This window comes from Enterococcus sp. AMC1251 (genome assembly GCF_058216535.1).
This window is the reverse complement of the sequence record NZ_CM177098.1, coordinates 229032-251961: the sequence shown is the minus strand read 5'-3', so window position 1 is coordinate 251961 and position 22930 is coordinate 229032. Positions and strand designations below refer to the sequence as shown.

15 protein-coding genes and 1 pseudogene are annotated in these 22930 nt (G+C 35.0%); 7 read left to right on the top strand and 9 right to left on the bottom strand.

Annotated features, from left to right (window positions below):
- Window positions 1–167: 167 nt before the first annotated feature.
- Window positions 168–1127, top strand: a complete 960-nt coding sequence (locus tag AC4BBR_RS01025; RefSeq protein ID WP_490459128.1) for an IS30 family transposase — start codon at window positions 168–170, stop codon at window positions 1125–1127.
- A gap of 491 nt (window positions 1128–1618) precedes the next feature.
- Here the strand turns inward: AC4BBR_RS01025 and AC4BBR_RS01020 are convergent, their stop codons facing one another.
- The 3 genes from AC4BBR_RS01020 to AC4BBR_RS01010 form a co-directional block, all read right to left on the bottom strand.
- Complete coding sequence (locus AC4BBR_RS01020; RefSeq protein WP_490460757.1) at window positions 1619–2632, bottom strand: LacI family DNA-binding transcriptional regulator; 1014 nt, start codon at window positions 2630–2632, stop codon at window positions 1619–1621.
- A gap of 112 nt (window positions 2633–2744) precedes the next feature.
- Window positions 2745–3419 (bottom strand): beta-phosphoglucomutase, encoded by a 675-nt coding sequence (gene pgmB / locus AC4BBR_RS01015; RefSeq protein ID WP_490460756.1) that lies wholly within the window; start codon window positions 3417–3419, stop codon window positions 2745–2747.
- The gene (locus tag AC4BBR_RS01010) at window positions 3412–5751 is read right to left on the bottom strand and encodes a glycoside hydrolase family 65 protein (RefSeq protein WP_490462050.1); all 2340 of its coding nucleotides are present in this window, start codon (window positions 5749–5751) and stop codon (window positions 3412–3414) included. The genes pgmB and AC4BBR_RS01010 overlap by 8 nt, the downstream gene beginning before the upstream one ends.
- 184 nt (window positions 5752–5935) lie before the next feature.
- On the opposite strand from AC4BBR_RS01010, the gene AC4BBR_RS01005 reads away from it, so the two are divergent.
- The 3 genes from AC4BBR_RS01005 to AC4BBR_RS00995 all read left to right on the top strand — a co-directional run bounded on the left by AC4BBR_RS01005 (window position 5936) and on the right by AC4BBR_RS00995 (window position 9785).
- On the top strand, window positions 5936–8116 hold the full coding sequence (locus AC4BBR_RS01005) for a PTS transporter subunit IIBC (protein WP_490460755.1): 2181 nt from the start codon (window positions 5936–5938) through the stop codon (window positions 8114–8116).
- 80 nt (window positions 8117–8196) lie between these two features.
- A complete protein-coding gene (locus AC4BBR_RS01000) occupies window positions 8197–9018 on the top strand; it encodes an endonuclease/exonuclease/phosphatase family protein (protein WP_490460754.1) in 822 nt (273 codons plus the stop codon).
- A gap of 131 nt (window positions 9019–9149) precedes the next feature.
- Complete coding sequence (locus AC4BBR_RS00995; protein ID WP_490460753.1) at window positions 9150–9785, top strand: NAD(P)H-binding protein; 636 nt, start codon at window positions 9150–9152, stop codon at window positions 9783–9785.
- A 53-nt stretch (window positions 9786–9838) separates the two neighbouring features.
- On the opposite strand, the pseudogene AC4BBR_RS00990 reads toward AC4BBR_RS00995, so the two are convergent.
- Together AC4BBR_RS00990 and AC4BBR_RS00985 are read right to left on the bottom strand one after the other, a co-directional pair.
- Window positions 9839–9970: pseudogene (locus tag AC4BBR_RS00990) on the bottom strand (sugar ABC transporter permease); the annotation flags it as partial.
- A gap of 195 nt (window positions 9971–10165) precedes the next feature.
- Window positions 10166–11644, bottom strand: coding sequence for a lytic polysaccharide monooxygenase (locus tag AC4BBR_RS00985; RefSeq protein ID WP_490460752.1), 1479 nt, complete (start codon window positions 11642–11644; stop codon window positions 10166–10168).
- 388 nt (window positions 11645–12032) lie between these two features.
- Here AC4BBR_RS00985 and AC4BBR_RS00980 point away from each other — a divergent pair, with 388 nt between their 5' ends.
- Together AC4BBR_RS00980 and AC4BBR_RS00975 are read left to right on the top strand one after the other, a co-directional pair.
- Window positions 12033–13496, top strand: a complete 1464-nt coding sequence (locus AC4BBR_RS00980; RefSeq protein WP_490460751.1) for an AcpB/EbpR/MafR family transcriptional regulator — start codon at window positions 12033–12035, stop codon at window positions 13494–13496.
- A gap of 424 nt (window positions 13497–13920) precedes the next feature.
- A complete protein-coding gene (locus AC4BBR_RS00975; RefSeq protein ID WP_490460750.1) occupies window positions 13921–16914 on the top strand; it encodes an LTA synthase family protein in 2994 nt (997 codons plus the stop codon).
- A gap of 324 nt (window positions 16915–17238) precedes the next feature.
- Here the strand turns inward: AC4BBR_RS00975 and AC4BBR_RS00970 are convergent, their stop codons facing one another.
- From AC4BBR_RS00970 to AC4BBR_RS00955, 4 genes are all read right to left on the bottom strand, one after another.
- The gene (locus AC4BBR_RS00970; protein WP_490460749.1) at window positions 17239–17997 is read right to left on the bottom strand and encodes a MurR/RpiR family transcriptional regulator; all 759 of its coding nucleotides are present in this window, start codon (window positions 17995–17997) and stop codon (window positions 17239–17241) included.
- Between the two features lie 953 nt (window positions 17998–18950).
- Window positions 18951–19517 (bottom strand): DNA-3-methyladenine glycosylase I, encoded by a 567-nt coding sequence (locus AC4BBR_RS00965; protein WP_490460748.1) that lies wholly within the window; start codon window positions 19515–19517, stop codon window positions 18951–18953.
- A gap of 158 nt (window positions 19518–19675) precedes the next feature.
- Entirely contained in the window at window positions 19676–20374 is a 699-nt protein-coding gene (locus tag AC4BBR_RS00960) for a glucosamine-6-phosphate deaminase (RefSeq protein WP_490460747.1), read from the bottom strand.
- 213 nt (window positions 20375–20587) lie between these two features.
- On the bottom strand, window positions 20588–21352 hold the full coding sequence (locus AC4BBR_RS00955) for a C39 family peptidase (protein WP_490460746.1): 765 nt from the start codon (window positions 21350–21352) through the stop codon (window positions 20588–20590).
- 242 nt (window positions 21353–21594) lie between these two features.
- Between AC4BBR_RS00955 and AC4BBR_RS00950 the strand changes: the two genes are divergently transcribed.
- Entirely contained in the window at window positions 21595–21960 is a 366-nt protein-coding gene (locus AC4BBR_RS00950; protein ID WP_206847146.1) for a hypothetical protein, read from the top strand.
- The last annotated feature ends 970 nt before the right edge of the window (window positions 21961–22930 follow it).

Genomic DNA, 22930 nt, shown 5'->3' with positions numbered 1-22930 from the left:
TTTCGTTTCTTCTTTATATTAAGGTAGAACGGTGCGTTTGTCAACCTAAAAATCTGGTCATTTTATTTTAAGTACGCCGATAGTAAAATTAAGCTAGACAACTAAATAAGTCATTTGTGCTACACTCAAAATAGTTCCGACCAAAGAATTATAAGGAGTGAAGACAAATGACCTATACTCATCTTACATCAAATGAACTCGTGATGATAGAAGCTTATTTCAATATGAGCCAACCTGTTACGATGGTTTCTAAGACTTTAACTCGTTCTAGACAGACAATCTACAATGTTTACAACTTCCTGAAACAAGGAAAATCTATCTGTGACTATTACCAACAATATAAAGAAAATAAAACACGTTGTGGTCGACAACCCATTAGTTTGCCTACAAAACAGCATGATTACATTCAATCTATGGTGGCTCAAGGGTGGACACCTGATGTGATTATTGGTCGAGCTGAGTTTCCTATTTCATGCTCTGTTAGAACACTTTATCGTCAGTTTAAAGCGAATCAATTTGATTGCTCAAAACTACCAATGAAAGGGAAACGAAAGCCCAACGGGCATAAAGAACGTCGTGGAAAGCAAGCATTTAAACGCAATATTTCAGAACGATCCACTGACTACCCTAATTTCCAACAGGAATTTGGGCATTTAGAAGGTGACACAATTGTTGGCGTTCATCATAAAAGTGCCATCATCACTCTAGTTGAACGCCTTTCAAAAGTGATTATTACATTAAAACCAAATGGTCGGAAAGCATTGGATATTGAAAAAGCGACAACTGATTGGCTACAAAAGATTCCCAGAAACTTGTTCAAATCCATTACCTTTGATTGTGGAAAAGAATTTTCAAATTGGAAAAACATGAGTAATGTCAATGATATTTCTATCTATTTTGCAGACCCTGGAACCCCCTCACAACGCGGATTAAATGAGCATTCGAATGGGTTATTACGTAAAGATGGGCTGCCTAAAACAATGGATTTTAATCAAGTTGACCAAGCTTTTGTTGCGGCTGTCACCTCTAAAAGAAATCACATACCAAGGAAATCTTTAAATTATCGAACACCATTAGAAGTATTTTTGAGTTACATAAATGAAAGACATTTGTCTAGCTTAATTTGACAAATCAAAGTATATAAAAAAAAGATAAGACAAAAGTAAAAAACACCTTTGCCTTATCCTCCAGATCTAACTTCATAAGGTTTGCCTCATCTGATTTCAAACTAATCTCAGTTATAAAAAACACTACTTGCTTGTATTGCTTGTAAAATCCGAGCGCTGCAGCGTTTTAGGGATGACGACTTAACCAGATTTCTTCGCTTTCATATGTGATATTAGTTATATTGATTATTTCTGTTAAAGCTTGTTTCCCATTACCTTTTCCATGATAGTCTTTATTTCCGAGTTATGAACTGATTATAGAAGTGAATAGACATTGGAAGGGTAGACATTCTTTTTGTTCTTCAGAAAAGTTTAATGCCACACAATTTTCCCAATTGCTTTTTGTGATATTTTGATAATTATGCTCATATTTCTTGCTCGGTTACATTAGAGATTAGCAACCTCTTCTTCCGGAAGTAAGCTTCTATCCCCAGCCCATTTTAAGCAACTGACTACTCTCTCAAATCCAGTACCGTCTCGCGTTTAATCAACTTATGTGGTATCACCATACGAACCCCTGTTGCTTCTTTTTCCTGCAATGATTCAATCAACTTTTGCATCCCCATCTTGCCAAGTTCTGCAATATCAATATCTATACTGGTGAGATAAGGGTGAACGAGTGTTGCATAAATCGAATTATTAAAACTGATCACCGAAAAATCATCTGGTACGCGATAGCCATACATTTGAGCCAATTGGATCATTCGCATCGCAAAAATATCATCAATCACAACAGCTGCTGTTGCTTTTGTCTCTTTTAAAAGCTCTTCAAAGGCCACATAATCTTCTGGTTTTTCCATATCAACAGAAGGTAGTACCCTTAAGTTTGCTAACATCATTGCTTTTTGATAGCCAAAATAACGTTCATAATAGACATTTTCGTGTGTCGTATTCGTTACAAAAAGAATGTTCTTATGGCCATTTTCAATCAGATAATCTGTTGCGTGTTTGCCTAACAGCTGATTGTCATTATCTACATAGATAACCTTTTCTTCATTTATATAAGGTTGACCGATCAAGGAGAAAGGAACTTGATTTTCGAATAAGTAGTCGATGACCGGATCCTCTTTATCTGAATATAGCAGAATAAAGCCATCGACTTGTTTTTGTCGGTGCATTAACTGAACGTTTTCCAGTAAAGTCTCAAACGATTGTGCTGTAGCAATTGCCGTTGTCATGCTGTGTTTACGAGCTTCACCGTTGATTGATTCGATAATTTCCAAATAAAATGGATTACCCATTCGTTCACGAGAATCTAACGGCGGCAAGATTACACCTACAGCTCCTGAAGAACGTTTTCCAAGATTTCTAGCAGCAATATTGGGCACATAACCCATGTCTTCCATTACTTTATAGACTTTTTTCTTCGTAGCATCTGAAATGCTGGAATGATCGTTGATCACTCTAGAAACAGTAGAAGTCGCAACTCCAGCCTTTTTCGCAACATCTTTTACTGTAATCGTCATCTTTCCCACTCCTTTCACGGTTAATTATAAATCATTCTATCGTAGAAAATAATACCATAGATTGATACCTTGTTGCTATATTCAGTTGAATTCTAGTAAAATAACCTTCAAATCAAGCATTGCTTCTCGCCTTTCGCCATACAGAAGCCAAACGCTCAATTGTCAGTTCTTCCGTAGAGGAAACAAGTTCGATATCAGAACCAAGGTCTTCTGATCGACCAACCCCTATTGGCAGTGCATCACTTGCCAAAATCGCTTGAATTCCTGCTTTGGCATCTTCAATTCCAATACACTCTTTTGCTTTCAAACCAATATTTTCAGCTGCTAATTGAAAAATTTCTGGATTCGGTTTTCCTTTTGCTACATCTGCTGGATCAGCAATCCCATCAAAATAGGACATCAAAGACATTTTTTTGAGTAAAAACGGTCCATTTTTGCTGGCAGAGGCTAATGAAATTTTAATTTCTTGTCTTTTCAAGTTTTTTAACAAATCTAGAATTCCAGGATAAACGTCATCTGAGCTAATTTGCTGAATCATTTCTACATAGTAGTCATTTTTTCGCTGTGCCAACTCAACAAACTGCTCTGAATCAAAATCTTGTGTACGCCCTCCGTGAGCCAGCAATAATATCAAAGAGTCTTCCCGGCTAACACCTTTTAACTCTTCATTGAATGTACGATCAATTGTAATCCCGATTTCTTCCCCTAATCGTTGCCACGCCTGATAATGATACTCAGCTGTATCGGTTAAAACGCCATCTAAATCAAATAAAACACCTTTAAACATTTTTATTCACCTTTTCCATCGCACAAACCAGCTCATCCGTCAAAATCATTTTATTTCCATATAAAGTAAGTGGTAACTCTGCTCCAGATACAAGCTGCAAACAAACACTTGCTTTATCCACTGTTATATACAATAGGCGGTCACGGTAATTCACATGGAATGCGTAACTTGTCCAAACACTTGGTAAAAATGGGGCAAAACTTAATTTCTCATCAGCTGTTTTCATTTGAGCAAAACCTTGAACGATCGCCAACCAACTGCCTGTCATTGACGTGATATGCAAACCATCTTCTGTGTCGTTGTTATAATTATCTAAGTCTAAACGAGCAGTCCGCTGATACATTTCCATCGCTTTTTCTTCCATTCCTAATTCAGCTGCCAAAATGGCGTGAATACTTGGAGATAGCGATGATTCATGAACAGTCATCGGTTCATAAAATAAGAAATTACGCTCTTTTTCTTCCCTTGAAAAACGTTCGCCAAAGAAGTAAATCCCTTGTAAAACATCCGCTTGTTTAATAAAGCACGAACGTAAAATCCGATCCCAAGACCAATGCTGATTTAAAGGGAAATCAGCGGGTGTTAGTGCCGTTCTTGGTATTAATTCTTTATCCAAAAACGTATCCTGTTGTACAAATACACCTAACTCTTCATCAAATGGATAATACATATTTTCAATAATATCTTGCCAATGTGCTTGTTCTTCTTTTGTAATATCAACTGACGTCTCTACTTGATACTTGATATAATTATCTAAAGTATACTTTAGAACCCATGTCGCAATTGTATTCGTATACCAGTTATTGTTGACATTATTTTCATATTCATTCGGCCCTGTCACACCATGAATCATATATTTTTGAGTCTTTTTAGAAAAATGTACTCGATCTGCCCAAAAACGCGCAATCTCAGCTAGAACTTGTAAGCCTTTATTTTTTAAATACTCTGCGTCTCCTGTATAGTTCACATAATTGTAGATAGCATAAGCAATCGCACCGTTTCGATGAATTTCTTCAAAGGTAATTTCCCATTCATTATGACACTCGATTCCCGTAAAGGTAACCATAGGATACAGCGCACCCGCTAAACCTTGCTGACGGGCATTGTACTTTGCTTGTTCTAATTGATTGTAACGATATTTTAATAGATTTTTTGTCACTTCTGGTTTGGCCAAAGCTAAATAAAGAGGAACTGCATAAGCTTCTGTATCCCAATAAGTGGCCCCACCATATTTTTCACCAGTAAAACCTTTTGGTCCGATGTTCAAGCGCTCATCTTCTCCATAATACGTGGTGAATAATTGGAATAAATTAAAACGAATTCCCTGTTGCGCTGCATCGTCTCCTGCAATCACGACATCTGCAAGTTCCCAACGTTTTCCCCAAGCTTCATTTTGTTCATTTAGTAATTCATCAAAGTTTTTTGTAGTATCTTTCAGCAATTGAACTGCTTTTTTTTGTTGTTTTTCTTCTGGAACATCACGACTGGTTAAAATAATTACTTGTTTTTCTAGCGTGATTGTTTCATTCGTTTGTAACTCTGCCTGAAACGACTGTTGTACTTTTAATGTTTCTGTTTCAGCCGCACCTACTTTGGCTTTAGTTATATGCTTCATTGCGGCTGTCACAGAAAATTGCTCGATGCCGAATGGATTTGGAATCGTACGCGTCGTTAAAAAGCCAGTTGATTCTTCAAAACCTGATTGTTCCGCTTCCCAAAACATTTCATCGTAATTACTGTCTTCATTGCGAACATCGCCATCTATTTTTGAAATGATTTGAATATCGGCTGTTCCTTTTAGGACTTCGGCTGTTAATCGAATTACAGCTAGCTCTTGTTGCACAATACTCAAAAAACGTTCAAAACGAAAGTTAACACTTGTCTCACCAATTTCAATGACAAAGGTACGTGTCAACAAACCATTTTTCATATCTAATTCTAAATGGAAGTCTTTTGGATCTTGAATACCTAAATCAACTGCTTCCCCGTTCACAAAAATATCCATGGCGATAAAATTCATCGCATTAATCACTTTTCCAAAATACTCTGGGTAGCCATTTTTCCACCAACCAACTCTTGTCTTATCAGGATACCAAACGCCTGCTAAATAGGTTCCTTGATGGTGGTCTCCTGTGTAGCGTTCTTCAAAATTCCCCCTCATTCCCATATACCCGTTTCCCGTCGAGGTCAACGATTCTTGCAACCGACGTTCGTTTCGTTCCAATTTGCATGTAGCGATTTTCCACGGATCTATTTCAAATAAATGATTCATTTTCTCTCCTCCTATAAATGTTCCACCTGTTAACACCATGATAAACGCAACCGATTGCATTGTCAAATGTTTATTTCCGTACATTCTACTAACACATGCTATAAAAAGCTTATTTATAAGGTTATCGTTTTAAACCTACACAAAAATTAATCTACTTAATTTATGGGTTTACAAAATCACAAAACTACTTTATACTTAAATTAACGAAAACGATTGCATTGAATTTGCAAAGGAGAGTATACACATGAAAAAGTTATTCAGTTTTGAGTTTTGGCAAAAGTTTGGTAAAGCACTAATGGTCGTCATCGCTGTTATGCCCGCCGCTGGATTAATGATTAGTATTGGTAAGACCATTCCTCTAATTAACCCAGATTGGACAGCACTTAGTACAACTGGCGGCGTCATTGAAAGTATCGGCTGGAGCGTTATCAGCAACTTGCATATTTTATTCGCACTTGCAATTGGCGGAAGTTGGGCGAAAGAACGCGCTGGTGGAGCCTTCGCTGCAGGACTTTCTTTTATTTTGATCAATCGAATCACTGGTGCAATTTTTGGAGTTACGAGTGAGATGTTAGCAGATGATAAGGCGTTTACTCATACATTGTTCGGAACAAAAATTATGGTTAAAGGTTTTTTCACTAGCGTTTTAGAAGCTCCTGCTTTAAACATGGGCGTTTTTGTCGGGATCATTGCTGGTTTTGTTGGAGCGATGGCTTTCAATAAATATTATAATTATCGGAAATTACCCGATGCACTTTCTTTTTTTAACGGAAAACGTTTCGTCCCATTCGTTGTAATTCTTTGGTCAATGATTGTTTCTATTCTTTTAGCACTTATTTGGCCGTACATTCAAGCAGGTATCAACAATTTCGGTCTTTGGATCGCTCAATCTCAAGATACTGCACCGATTTTAGCTCCTTTTTTATATGGAACATTAGAACGCTTGTTACTGCCTTTTGGTTTACACCATATGTTAACGATTCCCATCAACTATACACAGTTAGGAGGAACATATGAAATTTTATCTGGCGCACAAGCTGGCACTCAAGTCTTTGGCCAAGATCCTTTATGGTTAGCTTGGGCAACGGATTTGGTGAATTTAAAAGGTGCTGGCGATGCTTCTCAATACAGTTATGTATTAGCAAATTGGACCCCCGCTCGTTTCAAAGTTGGGCAAATGATTGGAGCGTCTGGTATTTTAATGGGAATGACTGTGGCAATGTATCGTAATGTTGATTCTGATAAACGTGAAAGTTACAAATCAATGTATCTTTCAGCTGCTTTAGCTGTGTTTTTGACAGGCGTTACCGAACCTTTAGAATTTATGTTTATGTTTGCAGCTGTTCCATTGTACGTTGTTTACGCTATAATTCAAGGTGCTGCATTTGCTATGGCTGATATTGTCGCACTGCGTGTCCATTCTTTTGGAAATATTGAGCTGTTGACTCGAACACCCTTAGCCTTAAAAGCGGGTTTGGGCGGAGATTTATTAAATTTTGTTTTATGTACCATTGCATTCGGTGTTCTCACTTATTTCATCGCCAACTTTATGATTAAAAAATTCAACTTTGCTACACCAGGAAGAAATGGAAACTACGACAATAGCGAAACACAAACAGATTCACCGCCCATGAACGCACATAATACAACTGGTATAGATCCTCAACTCATTGAGATTATCCATTTGTTAGGTGGAAAAAAAAACATTACGGATGTCGATGCTTGTATGACTCGTTTGCGAGTGAGCGTTACAGATAAAAGGAAAGTCGGAACAGAAGAAGAATGGAAAAAAGCTGGTGCGATGGGTCTGATTGTCAAAGACAATGGTGTCCAAGCTGTTTATGGACCAAAAGCAGACGTACTAAAATCAGATATTCAAGATTTATTGGATTCTGGTGTTAGTATCCCAACAGCACTAACCCAAACAGAAATAAGTGAACGAACATCTGATCCAACCAATTATCTAGGAATCACTAAGACAATCGTCCCAGTTGCAACTGGCGAAGTAATTGCTATTGACCAAGTAGATGATCCTGTCTTTTCACAAAAGATGATGGGTGATGGTTTTGCAGTTATTCCAGTCGATACGACGATTTATGCACCGATAGATGGCATAATCAGTAGTATCTTTCCAACAAAACATGCAATAGGCATAAAAACCCCTGAAGGGATCGAAATTCTAATCCATATGGGACTTGATACAATTGAAATGAAAGAATCAGCTTTTACAATCTTGGTTTCTGAGGGTCAAAAAATCACTGCCGGTGAAATCATCGCTACTGCTGATTTAGAAAAAATTAATGCAGCAGGTAAACAAACAACGATGATTGTCGTCTTTACAAATAGCGAAAAGATTAACGCTTTCCATTTAGATAAAGTTGGTTCACAAAATCCTGGGACACCTATCGGACGATTAGATATTTAACTGAATAAAAACGTTAACGGGTTGACGCAAAGCTAACATAGTTTTACGTCAACTTTTTTACAAACATTGGGGGAAGAATCATGAATATATTAACTTTAAATACTCACAGTTGGCTAGAAAATCAGCCACTAGAAAAATTACAGCACCTCGCCGATCAAATCATCAAAGAAAATTACGAACTAATCGCCTTGCAAGAAGTCAATCAACGCATTGACAGCTTACCAGTTATTTCTACACACAATTTTCACCCTACAGAAGATCAGTTGCCGATTCACGAGGACAACTTTGCATACCTTTTGGTTCAACGTTTGAAAGAACAAGGTTACGACTATCACTGGAGCTGGTCGTACAATCACATTGCTTACTCGATCTATCACGAAGGAGTTGCACTTCTTTCTAAGCAGCCAATCCGACCACAAACTATTGGCGTTTCCGTAGAAAAAGATCCTGATAACTATCGCAGAAGAGTTTTACTACTGGGACACACGAAATTAGGTGAAAAAGATATCACTGTTTTAAGTTGCCACTATTCCTGGTGGGCAGAAACAGATGGTTTTGCTTATGAATGGCAACAAACCGAGTTAGCTTTACAAAACCAAACTTCTCCATTACTGCTTATGGGAGACTTCAACAATCCAGCTTCTGTAAATAAAACCGGCTACGATCTAGTTTTAAGCAGTTCGTTACAGTTACAAGACGTTTTTTCAACTGCGCATAATACATTCGGCGAACATACAGTAGAAAAAGCGATTGATGGGTGGGGAGAAAATCAAGAAAAATTAAGAATCGACTATATTTTCGCTTCAAAAGAACTAACTTTTTCTACCTACAAAATCGTTTTTGATGGAAAAAATACACCTGTAGTCAGCGACCATTTCGGCATTTCAGCCAAAATACAATAAAATGAAAACGTGCGTAAAAAAGTATCTACCTCTCTTTTTCCGTGCGTTTTTTTGTTTCATTTCAAAGGATAATGATACACTGGTTATATGAGGGAATTATCATGATGATTTTAAGAGAGTAGGTATAAAAAATGCAGATAACCATTTTTGGAGGTAGCGGATTCATCGGCCAAAAACTTACAGAAGAATTAATACACCGAGGACATAACGTAACATGTATTTCCCGCAGTGGACAACCAAGTGACTTAACTACTCTTTGGGCGCAAAACGTCCGCTGGATTCGTTCTGATATTTTAGCAGATGATCACTGGCATTCAGCCGTTAAAGAAGCCGATTGGATTATCGATACAATCGGAATTCTTAAAGAAACGCCTTCTAAAAATATCACGTATAAACGATTCATTCTAGAGCCTGTCCGTCTTATTTTAACCTATTTAAATACACAAGAAAATCCAGCTAATTTCCTATTCCTATCCGCGAACAACGCACCCTTTTTTTTGAGAAAGTATATGTATACAAAACGCCAAGCTGAACAGCTTATCAAAGAACAAGCAATAAAAAGCGTGATTTTTTACCCTAGTTTAGTTGTAGATAAAAAACGTTATTCTTCCGTCATCGTCAATAAGATGATCCTAGGTATTAAAAAAATCCCTGTATTCAGAAAAATCGTCCAAGGATATGAGCCCATTTCAAGAGAAACACTAGCTATAGAAATCGCCAATGTTATTGAAGGAGATAACTCTCCCTACACTCAAAGACGAACATAAATGCGAATAAACATTGGAAGCAGAAACACTCCTTTCCAAACTCCCCCTCTGGATTATCCTTTCACCAAACCGCTGGTAATCCCTTCGACATAATATTTTTGTATAAAGATAGACAACAACCTGATCGGAACTCTGATCAACACGTAATCTGCTTTAAACGCCATAAAGCATTGATCAATCCTATCTTTAATCTGCAATGCAGACACAGTCTTATAGATAAACGACTTGTTAAGCGGGCGAAAAACACTAAGATTATCACTATTTGAAAACTATAAAAAAGAAGCACTAGACGAGATGTCTCGTATCTAGCGCTTCTTCTTTTGTTCTATGTCGTAGTGCATGTTTGTTTAATACTATGTCATTATATAGGTATTATCGGATTAAACTAATCCCCATACAGGTGCAGTTCCTGGCTGGTCACCTTGTGTCCACCAGTTCGCTTTATATGTTTTCCCTTGGAAAGTGACTGTATCTCCTTCATTGTAAGCTTTACTTTCTTGCCACTCCATTACTTTGTTTGAAAGTAGTTTCCAAGCGTTGGATTTGTCAGGACGATCGCCTTTAACCCACCATTGTGCTTCATACTCTAAGTCATCAAAGATAACTCTATCACCTGTGTTATAAATTTTGTCAGCATCCCACGTAGAATGACCACTTGGTGCTTCCTTCGTTGTTACAGAAAATATAGCACTAGCATCTGATACATTGCCACCTACACTGATAGCTTTAACAGTATATTTATATGTTGTATTAGCTTTTAAGCCCGTATCTTTAAAACTTGTTTTTTCTGTCATTGCAACTTTTTTACCATCACGATAAACTTCATAGTGTTTAACGCCTAAGAAGTGAGTTGATTTTGTCCACATTAAGTCAACTGTGTTTTCAGTTGTCCCCATAGAGTGAACGTTCGTTGGCGCTGTTGGTTTTTGATTATCTTCTACTTCTGATGATTGTGTTTTTGTTTTTACTGCTGCACTCTTTTCAGAGATTTTACCATTTGTTCCAACTGCCTCTACTTGGTAAGAGTAGGTTGTGTTTTCTACTAAATTTGTATCGTCAAATTGCGTTCCGCCAACTGTAGCAACTTTCTTGCCATCACGATATACATTGTATTCTTTGGCGTTTGAAACAGCATTCCAAGTTAACTTAAGTGAAGAAGTCGTTACTTCTGACGCTTTAACATTGGTCGGCGTTGCAGGAGCTTCCTCAACAGGAGGAGCGATTTCACCCTCTCCTTTTATATTTACATCGATTACATTATAAAAAGCATTTGGCGTATCTGCTACATCCCAAACAGCTAAAACAACATGGTAACCAGAGTGATCTGCAGGAATAGTCACTTGATGTGATTTATTATTTGATGCAGCTGAACCATCATGTTTTACTTCACCAATCAATTGTAAATCTTTTCTAGCGATTGGTTTTTCTGGATTCCAACCATTTTTAGTAATATAGTAGTGCCATTTCGTTGTACTATGAGGTGCTGTGTAATACCAAGAGAATGTATTTTCCCCAGTTTGAACATCTTGCTTCACCCAACGGTCAGCTCCAGTATTATCTAATACGAAGTCCGCAATTTGTCCTAATCCGCCATTTGCAGAAGCAATACGGCCATCTTCTGGTCCAGCTTGAGGAAATCCTTTTGGAGCTTCTAAAGATTGCGGATTTGTGATAACATTTCCATATTTTTCCATTGCTGCTGTCCAGCCTATAGTGTTTTTGTCTAACGATCCTTGATAGCCACGTGACGCAGGCTTTTCCACATACCCATGAGCATTTGCTTCATCTGCATTTAACAAACCTGATCCACCTAAAATAATCGTTGATATCATTGCTAATCCTAATATTTTTTTCTTCATATTTATCCCCCATCTATTAATTCGCCTTCAATTGGCTTAACTCTAGTTTAAACGTTCTGTAAGAAAAAAAGGATCATTTATGGACAAAAAAAAGGAATAGTTGGTTATATCCAATTTATATATGCAAATAAAGATAAATTAGATATATAATTCAATAATTATTACAAACGTTATTTAAAAATAGCATTCTCAAAGGTCAATTTTTTCTTTTAAAAAGAAGAATTTGACCTTTATTAGTTAAATTGTTGCAAAAAAACGTACATTTTTTTTACTATCCTGTAGACAAAACAGATGGATTCAAGTTAAAATAAGAACCGGCTTGAAATTTATTTCATTACAAGTTGAACAAATTAAAAAAATAACATAAAGAAAAGAAAGTGTTGGTCCTATGAAAGAAATCCTTTCCTCACGATCCAAGCGCCAATTAGAGCTAATGGAACTTTTAGCCGATAACGATTGGGTCCCTTTTACTACAGCATCAGAATATTTAAACGTTCCTGTAAAAACGCTAAAATCTGATATTATTGAATTAGAAACTCTACTTGCACCTGCTACAATCGAATCTTCTAAAAAATATGGTATTCGTTTTGCCACAAATTTCGGCTTTTGCAAAACTAGTATTTATCAAAAATTCATAAAAAATAGTGTTGAATTTCAGTTAATCGAAAAGATTTTCTTACATAATTTCTCCACCATCATTGATTTAGCTGACGATCTTTATACTAGCGTATCGACAATTAAGCGTATTGTTATCCGTGTAAATCAACTACTTCAAATAGAAGGCTTTACGATTAATTTAAAAAAAATGCAACTTGTCGGCGATCCACATAGTATTTGTAATTTTATGCAGCATTATTTTTACGAGAAGTACGGCGTAGTTGAAAGTCTTTTGTCTCCCGCTCAATTGTCTATTTTAGATCAAGTGGGTCTACAACTCGTCAAACAAGCAATTCCAAATAAGCTATCATATGATTTAGACTTTTCATTATTGAATCGTCTACGTTTTTACACCTATACTGTCATCAACCTTTTAAAACATAATAGTGAAAATCAGCTTCATGGTCTCCCAGAAAAAGAATTTTCGATTCTTAATGATACACATGCTTGCAATGAATTTTATAGCCAATTTCATCTATCTCTGTCACCTGCTAATTTGACTGTGATTTTCTATTTAATATTCAGCGATCAATATATTGATTCGCTTGTCACCTTACATGAACTGATAAAAGTCGATCGCAATGCCTTTTTAAAATATCAAAAAATTGAACATCTTCTACAAGAAATAGAAAAGAAAATGAGTTGTAAATGTGATAATTTTGATGATATTTTTATACGTCTTTATAACATAGATTATCTGATTCACGGAAGAACGTATATTTTGCACAATAAAAACAAAGAATTCTTCATAAGTATTAAAAATCTATATGGTCATTTCCCAATGGAACTGATCCACTCTTTGCAAGCCATTTTTTATTCAAACCCTTATAAAGAGTACTTAGTTTACGAAGCAATTTCGATTCTATTCACTAATTGGCCAAACCTGCTTGATCGTTTAGAGTATTCAACTCCCGCCTTGAAAGCCTGTCTTTTATTTGACTCTGGATTAGACTATATGAATATGCTCTCAGAGCGCATTAATTACTACTTACGAGGTCGCTTCTCTTGTACACCTTTGCAGGTCACTTCATTAGATGAACTTGAGAAAGAAGCTTCTGCATATGATTGTATTATCACTAATATACCTGAAATCTATGCTAATGCTATTCCAACTATTATAATCCCTTTGATTCCTGATGCTAAAAGTTTCGATAAACTGATGTTGATTTATGAAGATTACTTTGATAAGAATTAGTTTTCTCTTCTTACTATAAATGGATTACTAAAAACAGTTTAGCTGCTCGTTCATCTAAACTGTTTTTTTAGAACATTTATATATTTTTTAATGAAGTTACAACGAAAATTTAGCATTTTATAAAACTATATTTATGCGATTTATTCAAATATACATCTAGTCCAATTTATTCCTTTAACAATTGTAATCAAATGTTTTTTACGGTACTATATAGACTAAAGATAAGACTGTTTATACTGGAAAAAGAAAAGATCCATGAAAATTGCTCTTTAAATCTAAATGCTGAAGCATTTAGACTTTTATGTGCTCGAAGCGTAGTAGCTTCTTTTTTATCGCTTTTTATTCGGCTTAGAGCCCGAAATAAAACCAATTGTTAATTTTGTCCTGGGCTTATCTTTAAATACAATACATAGTAGGTGTTTCTTTGAAAAAAAATGAATCTATAAAATATGAATTTTTAACAATTTTGATAGCTTGTGTCCTGATGATCGCACAAAGGATCTTGCTTTCCGCAACGACCATCCCTGAATATGCCAACTATCCAGGAAGGTTTTATATTTATTCTTTTATGAAAGTCATCGCAGGAGCTGGACTCAATTTGATTCCCTTGTATATGGGCTATCATTATCAGAAAATAGCTAAAAAGAAAGTACTCAGTTATTTAAGTAGCTTTTTTCTGTTATATGCGTTTATTGCGCTTACGAGTAATGTCTTTTTTTATGTTCAGGATTCGGCATTAAATCTTCGTGATTATTGGCTCATTTTATTCCCAATCAGTCAAAACTATTTCACTTATGCTGTATCGTGCATGCTTTTATTTTGTAGCGTCCCGATATTAACAACGCGGCTCAACACATTATCGACAGAACTTTTAAAAAGAATAACTATCATTTTAACTATGGTGTTCGTCTTCTTACCAACACTATTTAATAATGACCTATGGGGATTCCAAGAAGGAAAAAATGTGCTCTGGATTTTCTATTTGTTCTTAATCGGCTATGTTATCAAGCAACTAGATTTAGACAAAAAAATGAAATTTAAATTCTTGCATGTAATCTTTAGTCTAGGCCTTCTTTTAGGCTTAATATTACTGATGACACAAATTTCTCTGGTCGTTAACGGAAATGCAGATACAGCCAATAGATTCTCTGTGCCCTATTCTTTATTTTCGATGTATTATACTCTGAGCTTATTTACTTTTTCAGAATCAATCGCACAAAAATTAAGATTAAAAGTCAAAGGCAATTTGATTGCTGTAAGTTTGATCGCTACTCAAGTACTCACCAACTGGCCATTAATCATTTATCGAGTCAACACTTTTTGGAAAATAAATTTCTCCAACTCTGGATTAAAGTGGCTTATAAATATCTTTGAGTTTATCGGCTTATATTTGGTTTCGTCTATTATTTTGATTATTGGTTGTTTGGTGCTTCAAAAGTTGTCCTTATTTAAGAAACTAAATAATTCTTTGCGTTTTGATTCGCCCACTCAATTTTATCAAAAATTACGGGACATAAAATCATGGTTTTATAAAAGAAGAGCGTTCTTTAATGTAGCCATTTTCTTTTACTTATTTACATTCGTACAAATCTTTTTGCTTAATAAAAAGGATGGATGGACTCAAAATTTCCAAGTGATTCTTAGAATTTTTACTCAAAGTCAATCCATTTTGGTTTTAACGACTATTATAATCATGGGCTTTTTCTTATTGCTGTTATTACTTACAAATCGCTTTTGGTATGTTTTTTCTTTAACATTGCTCATCGATTTACTCCTAACTGTCTCCAGTGTTATCAAGGTCAATTTGAGAGAAGAACCTGTTTTCCCATCGGACTTAAAGATGCTGAACAGTATTTCCGAGTTACTTTCGATGGTTAGCTCTGCTTTAATTATTGTCGGTGTCGTTTTGATTATCTTCCTGACATTAACTAGCATTCTCATACAAAAAAAACTACAGCATCAATATGCCTTAACATTCAATTGGAAAAAAAGAATCATTGGAATCGTTGCTTTATCAGTTGTTTTTTCTAGTGTCTTTTTTATCAATCATAAAAATTCTCCTTCTTTCTTATTGTTCAATCTTTTTAGAGTGAATAAACTTTTTATTAACCAAGGAGAAACCGTCAGAGAGAACGGCCCAATTATTCAATTTCTGAATAATATCGATGTAAAAATAATGGATAAACCCGAAAACTATTCAAAAAATAAAATCGAACAAATAATGAGCAAGTATGATAAAGAAGCAGAAAAAATTAATGAAACAAGAAATGACTGGTTAGAAAATCAAACTCTGATTTTAAATTTAAGTGAAAGTTTTAGTGACCCTGCTAGAATTCCTAATCTTAACGTATTAAATGAACCCATTCCAACGATTAAAGAAGTAATGAAAGAAAACACAAGCGGTGTAATGTTATCTGTAGGGTACGGTGGCGGTACAGCAAATATGGAATGGCAAGGGTTGACAAGTTTAGATATCAGTAGTCTATCTTCCTCATTGGTTACACCGTATACTCAATTAGTTGGGGCTCAACAAGTAAGTCCCAATATTACAAACCTATTCGATGAAAGTATTGCTATCCATCCTTTTACTGCCTCATTGTATCAAAGAAAGAGCGTCTTTGAAAAATTTGGTTTTGATAAGTTTTACTACATCGATAGTCCTGATCAATTGACCTACACTGATAAAATCGAGAGAAGTCCACGGATTTCTGACGAATCTGCTTACAAAGAAACATTAAAAGCTCTAAAAAGCAACACGGAGAGTACTCAATTTATTCAATTATCAACAATGCAGAATCATATGCCTTATGAAAATTATTACGATCAGCTTGACTACGATGCTGAAGGAACAGCTGTTTTAGATAGCAGAAAAGGAGAATTATCAACCTTTATGCAAGGACTTCATTATACAGATGAAGCCATTAAAGATTTCTTAAAAGAACTAGATGACATTCAAAAGCCAATCACTTTCGTCTTCTACGGAGATCACTTACCTTCTATTTATAGTGGGAACGACCTTAAAAAATATGGCTTAGAACATCATGAGACTGATTATTTTATTTACAGCAATGCCTTTAGTCGAGAACAAGCAAAAAAACTAAATAAAAAAGTCGTTTCACCTCTTAATTTTAACGCATTAGCATTTGAACAAGCCAATATCAAGGTGACTCCTTTCTATGCATTATTGACTCAGGTAACAAATAAGCTCCCTGCCGCAACTATTGATCCTGTAAACAGCGTCTCTAACCGTTATAACGGGAAGCAAGTATTTGTTACAGATGACAATAAAATAATTTTTGAAAAAGATTTAACCAAAGAACAGAAAATAATTTTAGATGACTATAAATACATTCAATATGATTTAGTGGCTGGTGAACAGTACTCTGCCAAATGGACTGAACAAAAAATTGGAAAATAATACTGATTAATAAAAATGAGGAATTCTGACCGGCGTGTTCTCTATGAACTAAGTAGATGTTATGCAATATCTGCTAACAAAACTTGCCAAGTATCACTGTGTATTTACAAATTGATGATAAGGGTGAGGCCGAGACTCCGAGAACCAAGTAGATACTGTGCAACATTAATAAGAGGAAATTCACGAAAATCGCTCTTCAAATTTTTGTGAATTTCCTCTTATTTTTAGTTTTGTTCCGCGTTCACCCTAAATGCGAATAAACGGTGGAAGCAGAAGTAATTTAGATAATAAGCCTTTGATACAAAAAACTAACTGAGCAAATTTTCACTCAAAACTAGGTACTTTCGTTATTAACTTTTCATAAATCAACGTACTCATCATATACAGCATCAATCTTGAACAACGTATTTTACGATCACTAGAATCACTGGTCACTAAGGAGTATGTACTGATTGATCTTAGTTTTTTCTCAACCATATTAGTAACGGAAATAATTGTTGTTCTGTTGCATTTTGCTCTGATCATGATTTCATCAATATCATCCACTTGACCACTTATTGAAAAAATGACGACTACGTCTTGAACTGTACTGATTTTAGGAATACGTTCAATCAAAAATTTATCTGAAAAATTATTAGTCCAAAGATCAAGTGATTTCAGCTTATAATTAAATTCAGATGCTACTTGTGAACTTGTCCCTGTTCCCACACAAAAAATTCTTCTTGCATTTATTAGACAATTACATATTTGGTCAATATTTTTTTCATCCACTAATTCTAACGTTGTCCAAGTATCTTTTTTTAGGTTATCTAATTCATGTGAAAAATCAGATTTTACTGGATAACTTCTTTGTTTTCTTTCTCTTGCTTCTATGAATGCAGATTTCAACTCACTAAATGTCGCGTAATTCAACTTTTTACACGCTCTGATGACCGTAGCATAAGATAAATACAGTGCATCTTTAATATCTTTCAATTTTAATCCTTCAATATCTTCAAATTTTAAAATAAACTCAATAACTTCCCGTTCAGCTTCTGACAATTTCTCATAGTTTGAATTGATATTTTTATAAATATCACTCACACAAATCAAATCCTCTCATCTCAAACCGTTGCTATCTTCAAAAAATAAAAGAACAGGATAATGTTCCTTGCATTCCCAGCGATATAGGTAGGAATTTACTGCTCTATTTTAAAGAAACACAACGATTGTTTCTGTTCCTCCAGAAAGAAACGATTAGGTACAATCGATCGACCGGCTCCTTTTTTATTAGGTCGATTAACAAATAGATAGAGTCAACTTCGACAATTTTACGAGTCTGCGGATTGATTAAAGACAGCATCATCTTTCTATGCGGACATCCCTCACCTCAACTGATCAGGCAAACATCTTGTGCAACCGTTACAGGCAGACAACCAACCTTTTCGCTAAGTAAAATGTTGGTTTTTAAGGAAGTCCTTCTGGTTATAATCAATACATCCAGCTTTTTTCATACATTATTTTTTAGTAATCTGTTGTGTCAAAACGAGTCAAAGAAAATGATTTAAAACGGATATTTTATATTCTCCACTATTTAAAGCTTATCTTATTTCAGAAAAAGTACAAGGGGCAATTTCTAGTTCATATTATTTTTTATATGTATGAGAAGATTCTGAAGGGATGAAACAATTCATTTTCACAGGATTTTATAAAATATATTATTCATGATTTTGGTCAAAACCAATATTTCTATCGTCGTAAATTTAGAAGCTAGCTTTGTAGATACCGCTTACTTACTGAAGCGAATGTTTCCAATTAATGAAGAGAAATAGTTTGTCTATATACAAAAAGAATTCTTTAACTCTCCATCAACCTTTCCTAAATTTTGCCGTCATTCCAGACAGTTACCAAACAATTGTATTTTGATTTTATAACAAAATGAAGAGATTCTTTATGACATACTTCATATTTCTACAAATTAGAACTGTATTCCTTAACTATCCATCTCTAAGTGCTTAGATATTTAGAGATGGACTATGTTAATTTAGCGTTGCCTGCTACAATGTTTCTTGACTTTTAAAACAATGCCCTAAATGATCATCTACCATACCCGTTGCCTGCATAAAAGCATAGACTGTTGTTGTTCCTAAAAACTTAAAGCCTTTTTTCTTCAAATCTTTGCTGATTTTATCCGATAATTCTGTTGATGCAGGAACTTCTTTAATATCTTTCCAACGATTTTTAATAGGTTTTCCATCTACATAGGACCAAATAAATTGATCAAAACTTCCATATTCCTCTTGAATTTTCAGAAAGATCTGCGCATTATTGATCGTTGCATTGATTTTCAGCTTATTTCTAATGATTCCTGGGTCTTCTAGTAAAGAATCGATCTTCTCTTGGGTATACTCTGCAATTTTTACATAGTCAAATTGATCATACGCACTACTTAGAGTCTCTCTCTTTTTAAGAATTGTCGACCAGCTTAACCCAGCCTGCATACTCTCCAAAATAAGCATTTCAAAAAGTTTTTGATCTTCATGTTCTGCCGTTCCCCACTCTTCATCATGGTATCTCTCTTCTAATTCATTTCCGTTCGCCCAATCACATCTAATTTTTCCCATAATTTACTCCCACCTTTTTTAATTTATCCAAGAATAACACGAGAACGTACGTTTGTAAACAAAATTTTAAAAAGTGACTGAAACATAACTCTATAAGTTACACTCCAATCACTTAAAATCTGAATAATAGTTTCTTTTACAGCCACTTTCCAAACTATTTATTTGTCTAATTTACTTGCTGCTGCCTCATCTAGAATGACTGTAAGATTCGGATGTAATTGCAGCACAGATGCTGGAATCTTTTCTGTTACAGGACCTTGCAACACATTTTTTACCATTTCAGCTTTTTTCTCACCATTTACAATTAAAATCAAATGTTTTACACGCATTACACTGACAGGTCCCATGGTAACGAATTCCAATCCTTTTTCCATCATATCTGGTACAAACCATGGTTCTTCACCCGTTACTTTTATCTTATACGTCAGATTTTCAAAACTTGTTGTTGTTGGCATATTTCCGCAGAAGTGTCCATCTCCTCCTAAACCAATCAACATTGCATCTAATCCGCCATCCATCGCTAAGCGTTTGTCTTGTTCTGCATAATTTTCGACAGTCAATGGATGAATATTTTCTTCATTGATATTAGCAGGTGTCAAATAGAGTTTTCGTAAATCAGTCATTGTTACACCTTCCGTCTGACCTGGTACAGGAATTTCATCAAAATTATAATAATGAACATTTGCATAATCTAACGAATCTTTTACGATCTCTACCATTTTTTTATAGACGCCAACAGGAGTGTTTCCTGCTGTGATAGATAAGTTAACACGTTTATCATAACTCATATGACCTAATAAAATATTTTTAGTTGTCTCGCTCATTGCTTCAAAGTCTTTTTCGATAATAATTTTCATTTGCTTCACTCCATTTCCGTTTTTATACCTTCATTGTATAATGTGGGAACCATCCCATGTCAATAGTCTCCATGATGATAAAGCGCTTTCTAATTTGTATAAAAAATAGAAAAGAGTATAGGGTAAAATCAGAGTATGCGACAAGACAAAAGTCACTTTTTAAGCGCTAAATGTTTATATAGCCTTATCGGATTTCCTATTTCTCTTTAATCTCTATTTGTAAATAGCCCAGAAGTTCAATGCTTCGTTCATTAGTTCATCCGCCGAAAATTCTTTTGTAGAATGCCCTTTTGCTTCAGAATCATTTGGATCGTTCAACCAAAATTTCCCATTATTCGTGCCGCTTAGTATCATGATATGTCCTGTTTCTGTGAATAGACCTGGTTTCACTGAGACAATCACAGGATGTTTTTCTTTTAGTTGTTCTTCTACAGCACCAATATTTGTTTCAAGATCTTCAAATTGATATCCTTTCATCATCGCAAAATCAGAGAACGCTGACCAAGCCGTACCTTCGCCTTCCATAAAGTAATCGTTTTTCGACCAGTTCAAAATATCTTGCGGTGTACATACTTTGTTATCCAAGTAAGAAGATACCATCGCTAAAGAAAGGATTGCACATCCATTGATTTCTAAGGTATTGCCGTCAGGATTCCCCATACCATATGGCGTTTCCTTCCATTTATCGTCCGTTTGCAATAACAAACTAATCGGCATCCGATTAACGAATTTCCCATCATTCAAATCCTGATTAACTTGTTCAGTATATGTTAATTTTTTGACTTTTTCTGGCTCTTTTTTCGTTTCGCTTGTCATAGTTAGTTTTATCTCATCTACTTTTTCCTCTTTGAGTACAGATGAAAAGCCGTGACCTTCTTCCATGGGTGCTACTTTAGCTAAAATTGCTCCTGTAAATGCAGTCACTATTAATAATGCTATGATATAAATTTTTGATTTCTCTGGTTGTTTTTGTTGCATAGGTATCTCCCTCTTTCAAGTTGAAAGTTTTAGTGGAACATTTCACTTTCAAACGAATTACATAAATAGGAATCAGTACTTCTAATATTACTGAATCTAACAAAAAAAGCAAGCAAGAATAATTACTTATCATATTATTACAAACATATTTTCTTGAACTATTTGATCTTTTTAGGTAAAATAGTAGTATCTGATTGTTTAGAGTCTGATAGCAACAGTAAATTCGTAAAGGAGGTAGAAGAATGGACAATAACCATAAATCAACCATGAAAAGCATTTCAAAATTGATCAGCCAGTCTTCCCAAAGTTTCTTTTCGGCATTTTTAGATGACTCGAAAGATAAGCAGAGCAAAAATAAAGAGCGTGAAGAAATTCTTAAGAAATTACAAGTCGCTTCTGCTCAAAAAAGTTTAGTTGTTTTACAATTAAAAGAAGTGCCAACTTCTCAAAAATTTGAAACAGTTTCAGGCTGGATCGTTTCCAAAAATATAGGTGATTCGATCATGCTACGATTACAAGAAGACAGCCAACAAATTCGTATGATTACTGTTGAACATATAAAAAAAGTGAGTACCTTGTCTAAAAATGACAAACGCCTGATTAAATAAAAAAGATTGAGGTTGGAACAGAAGAATTCATTTCCGAAGGAGTTGCTTCTGCTTCTACCGTTTACTCGGATTCCTTCACTTTTTACCAAGCGATTAAATACTCATTATTCTCAAGTTAAATATTAAATAATCAGCAATCCCATAACAAACAGATAAACATAGCCATTTACTTGATAAACGCCACTAGCAATTCGTCGCAATTGGGATTCACAAAGAAAACTTACATAACTCTGTAACTACCAGTGAAGTGCATCGGCGAATATTAACTGCTATCAACGCTAGCTTCATCTGTATTTCTCAAACCATTGTTTATACAATGTTCATCACTATAAAAAGCCTAAGTAATCTGTTAATACGTTTTTCAGATTACTTAGCACAATAGGAATCTATCCCCCCACGATCTAACAACGTCGACTTCAACATTTAAGTGTCTTATATTCTTCATATGACTCTCATTCCTTTAACTGTTATTCAATCAAAATCTCGTTTTCAATATACTTAATAGTATAATCAAATTTTTCATCCAAGATTAGTATTTTTGTTTTTTATCAAAGCCCTAGCAATTCTCAGCCGCTGATATTCTCCTGTACTAAATAAATACTATTTTTCCCCTCTCCAACATAAAAGTTTTACGCTTACTAATACGGTAGCCTCATAACGTAATCAATTTGAATTTCTAACAAACAAAACTGAAGCGACTTTGATTACAAATGGCTTGACCGCTTGCATAAAGATGACTTCTTCTTTGTACCAAAGATAAAATCTAACACAAAATTTACTATTCTTGACCAAATCGAAGTCGCCAATCTTAAAACTCATGCTGATAAAATGATCCGTGACAAACAAGTGACACTTTTAAGCTAAAAATATCCTTTCATTATTTGATGTTTGAACTGATCGAAAAATGGTTTAGACGACTCCGATAAATAAAGGTAGATTAGTCGCACATGCTCTTACTTGTGTTAAAACG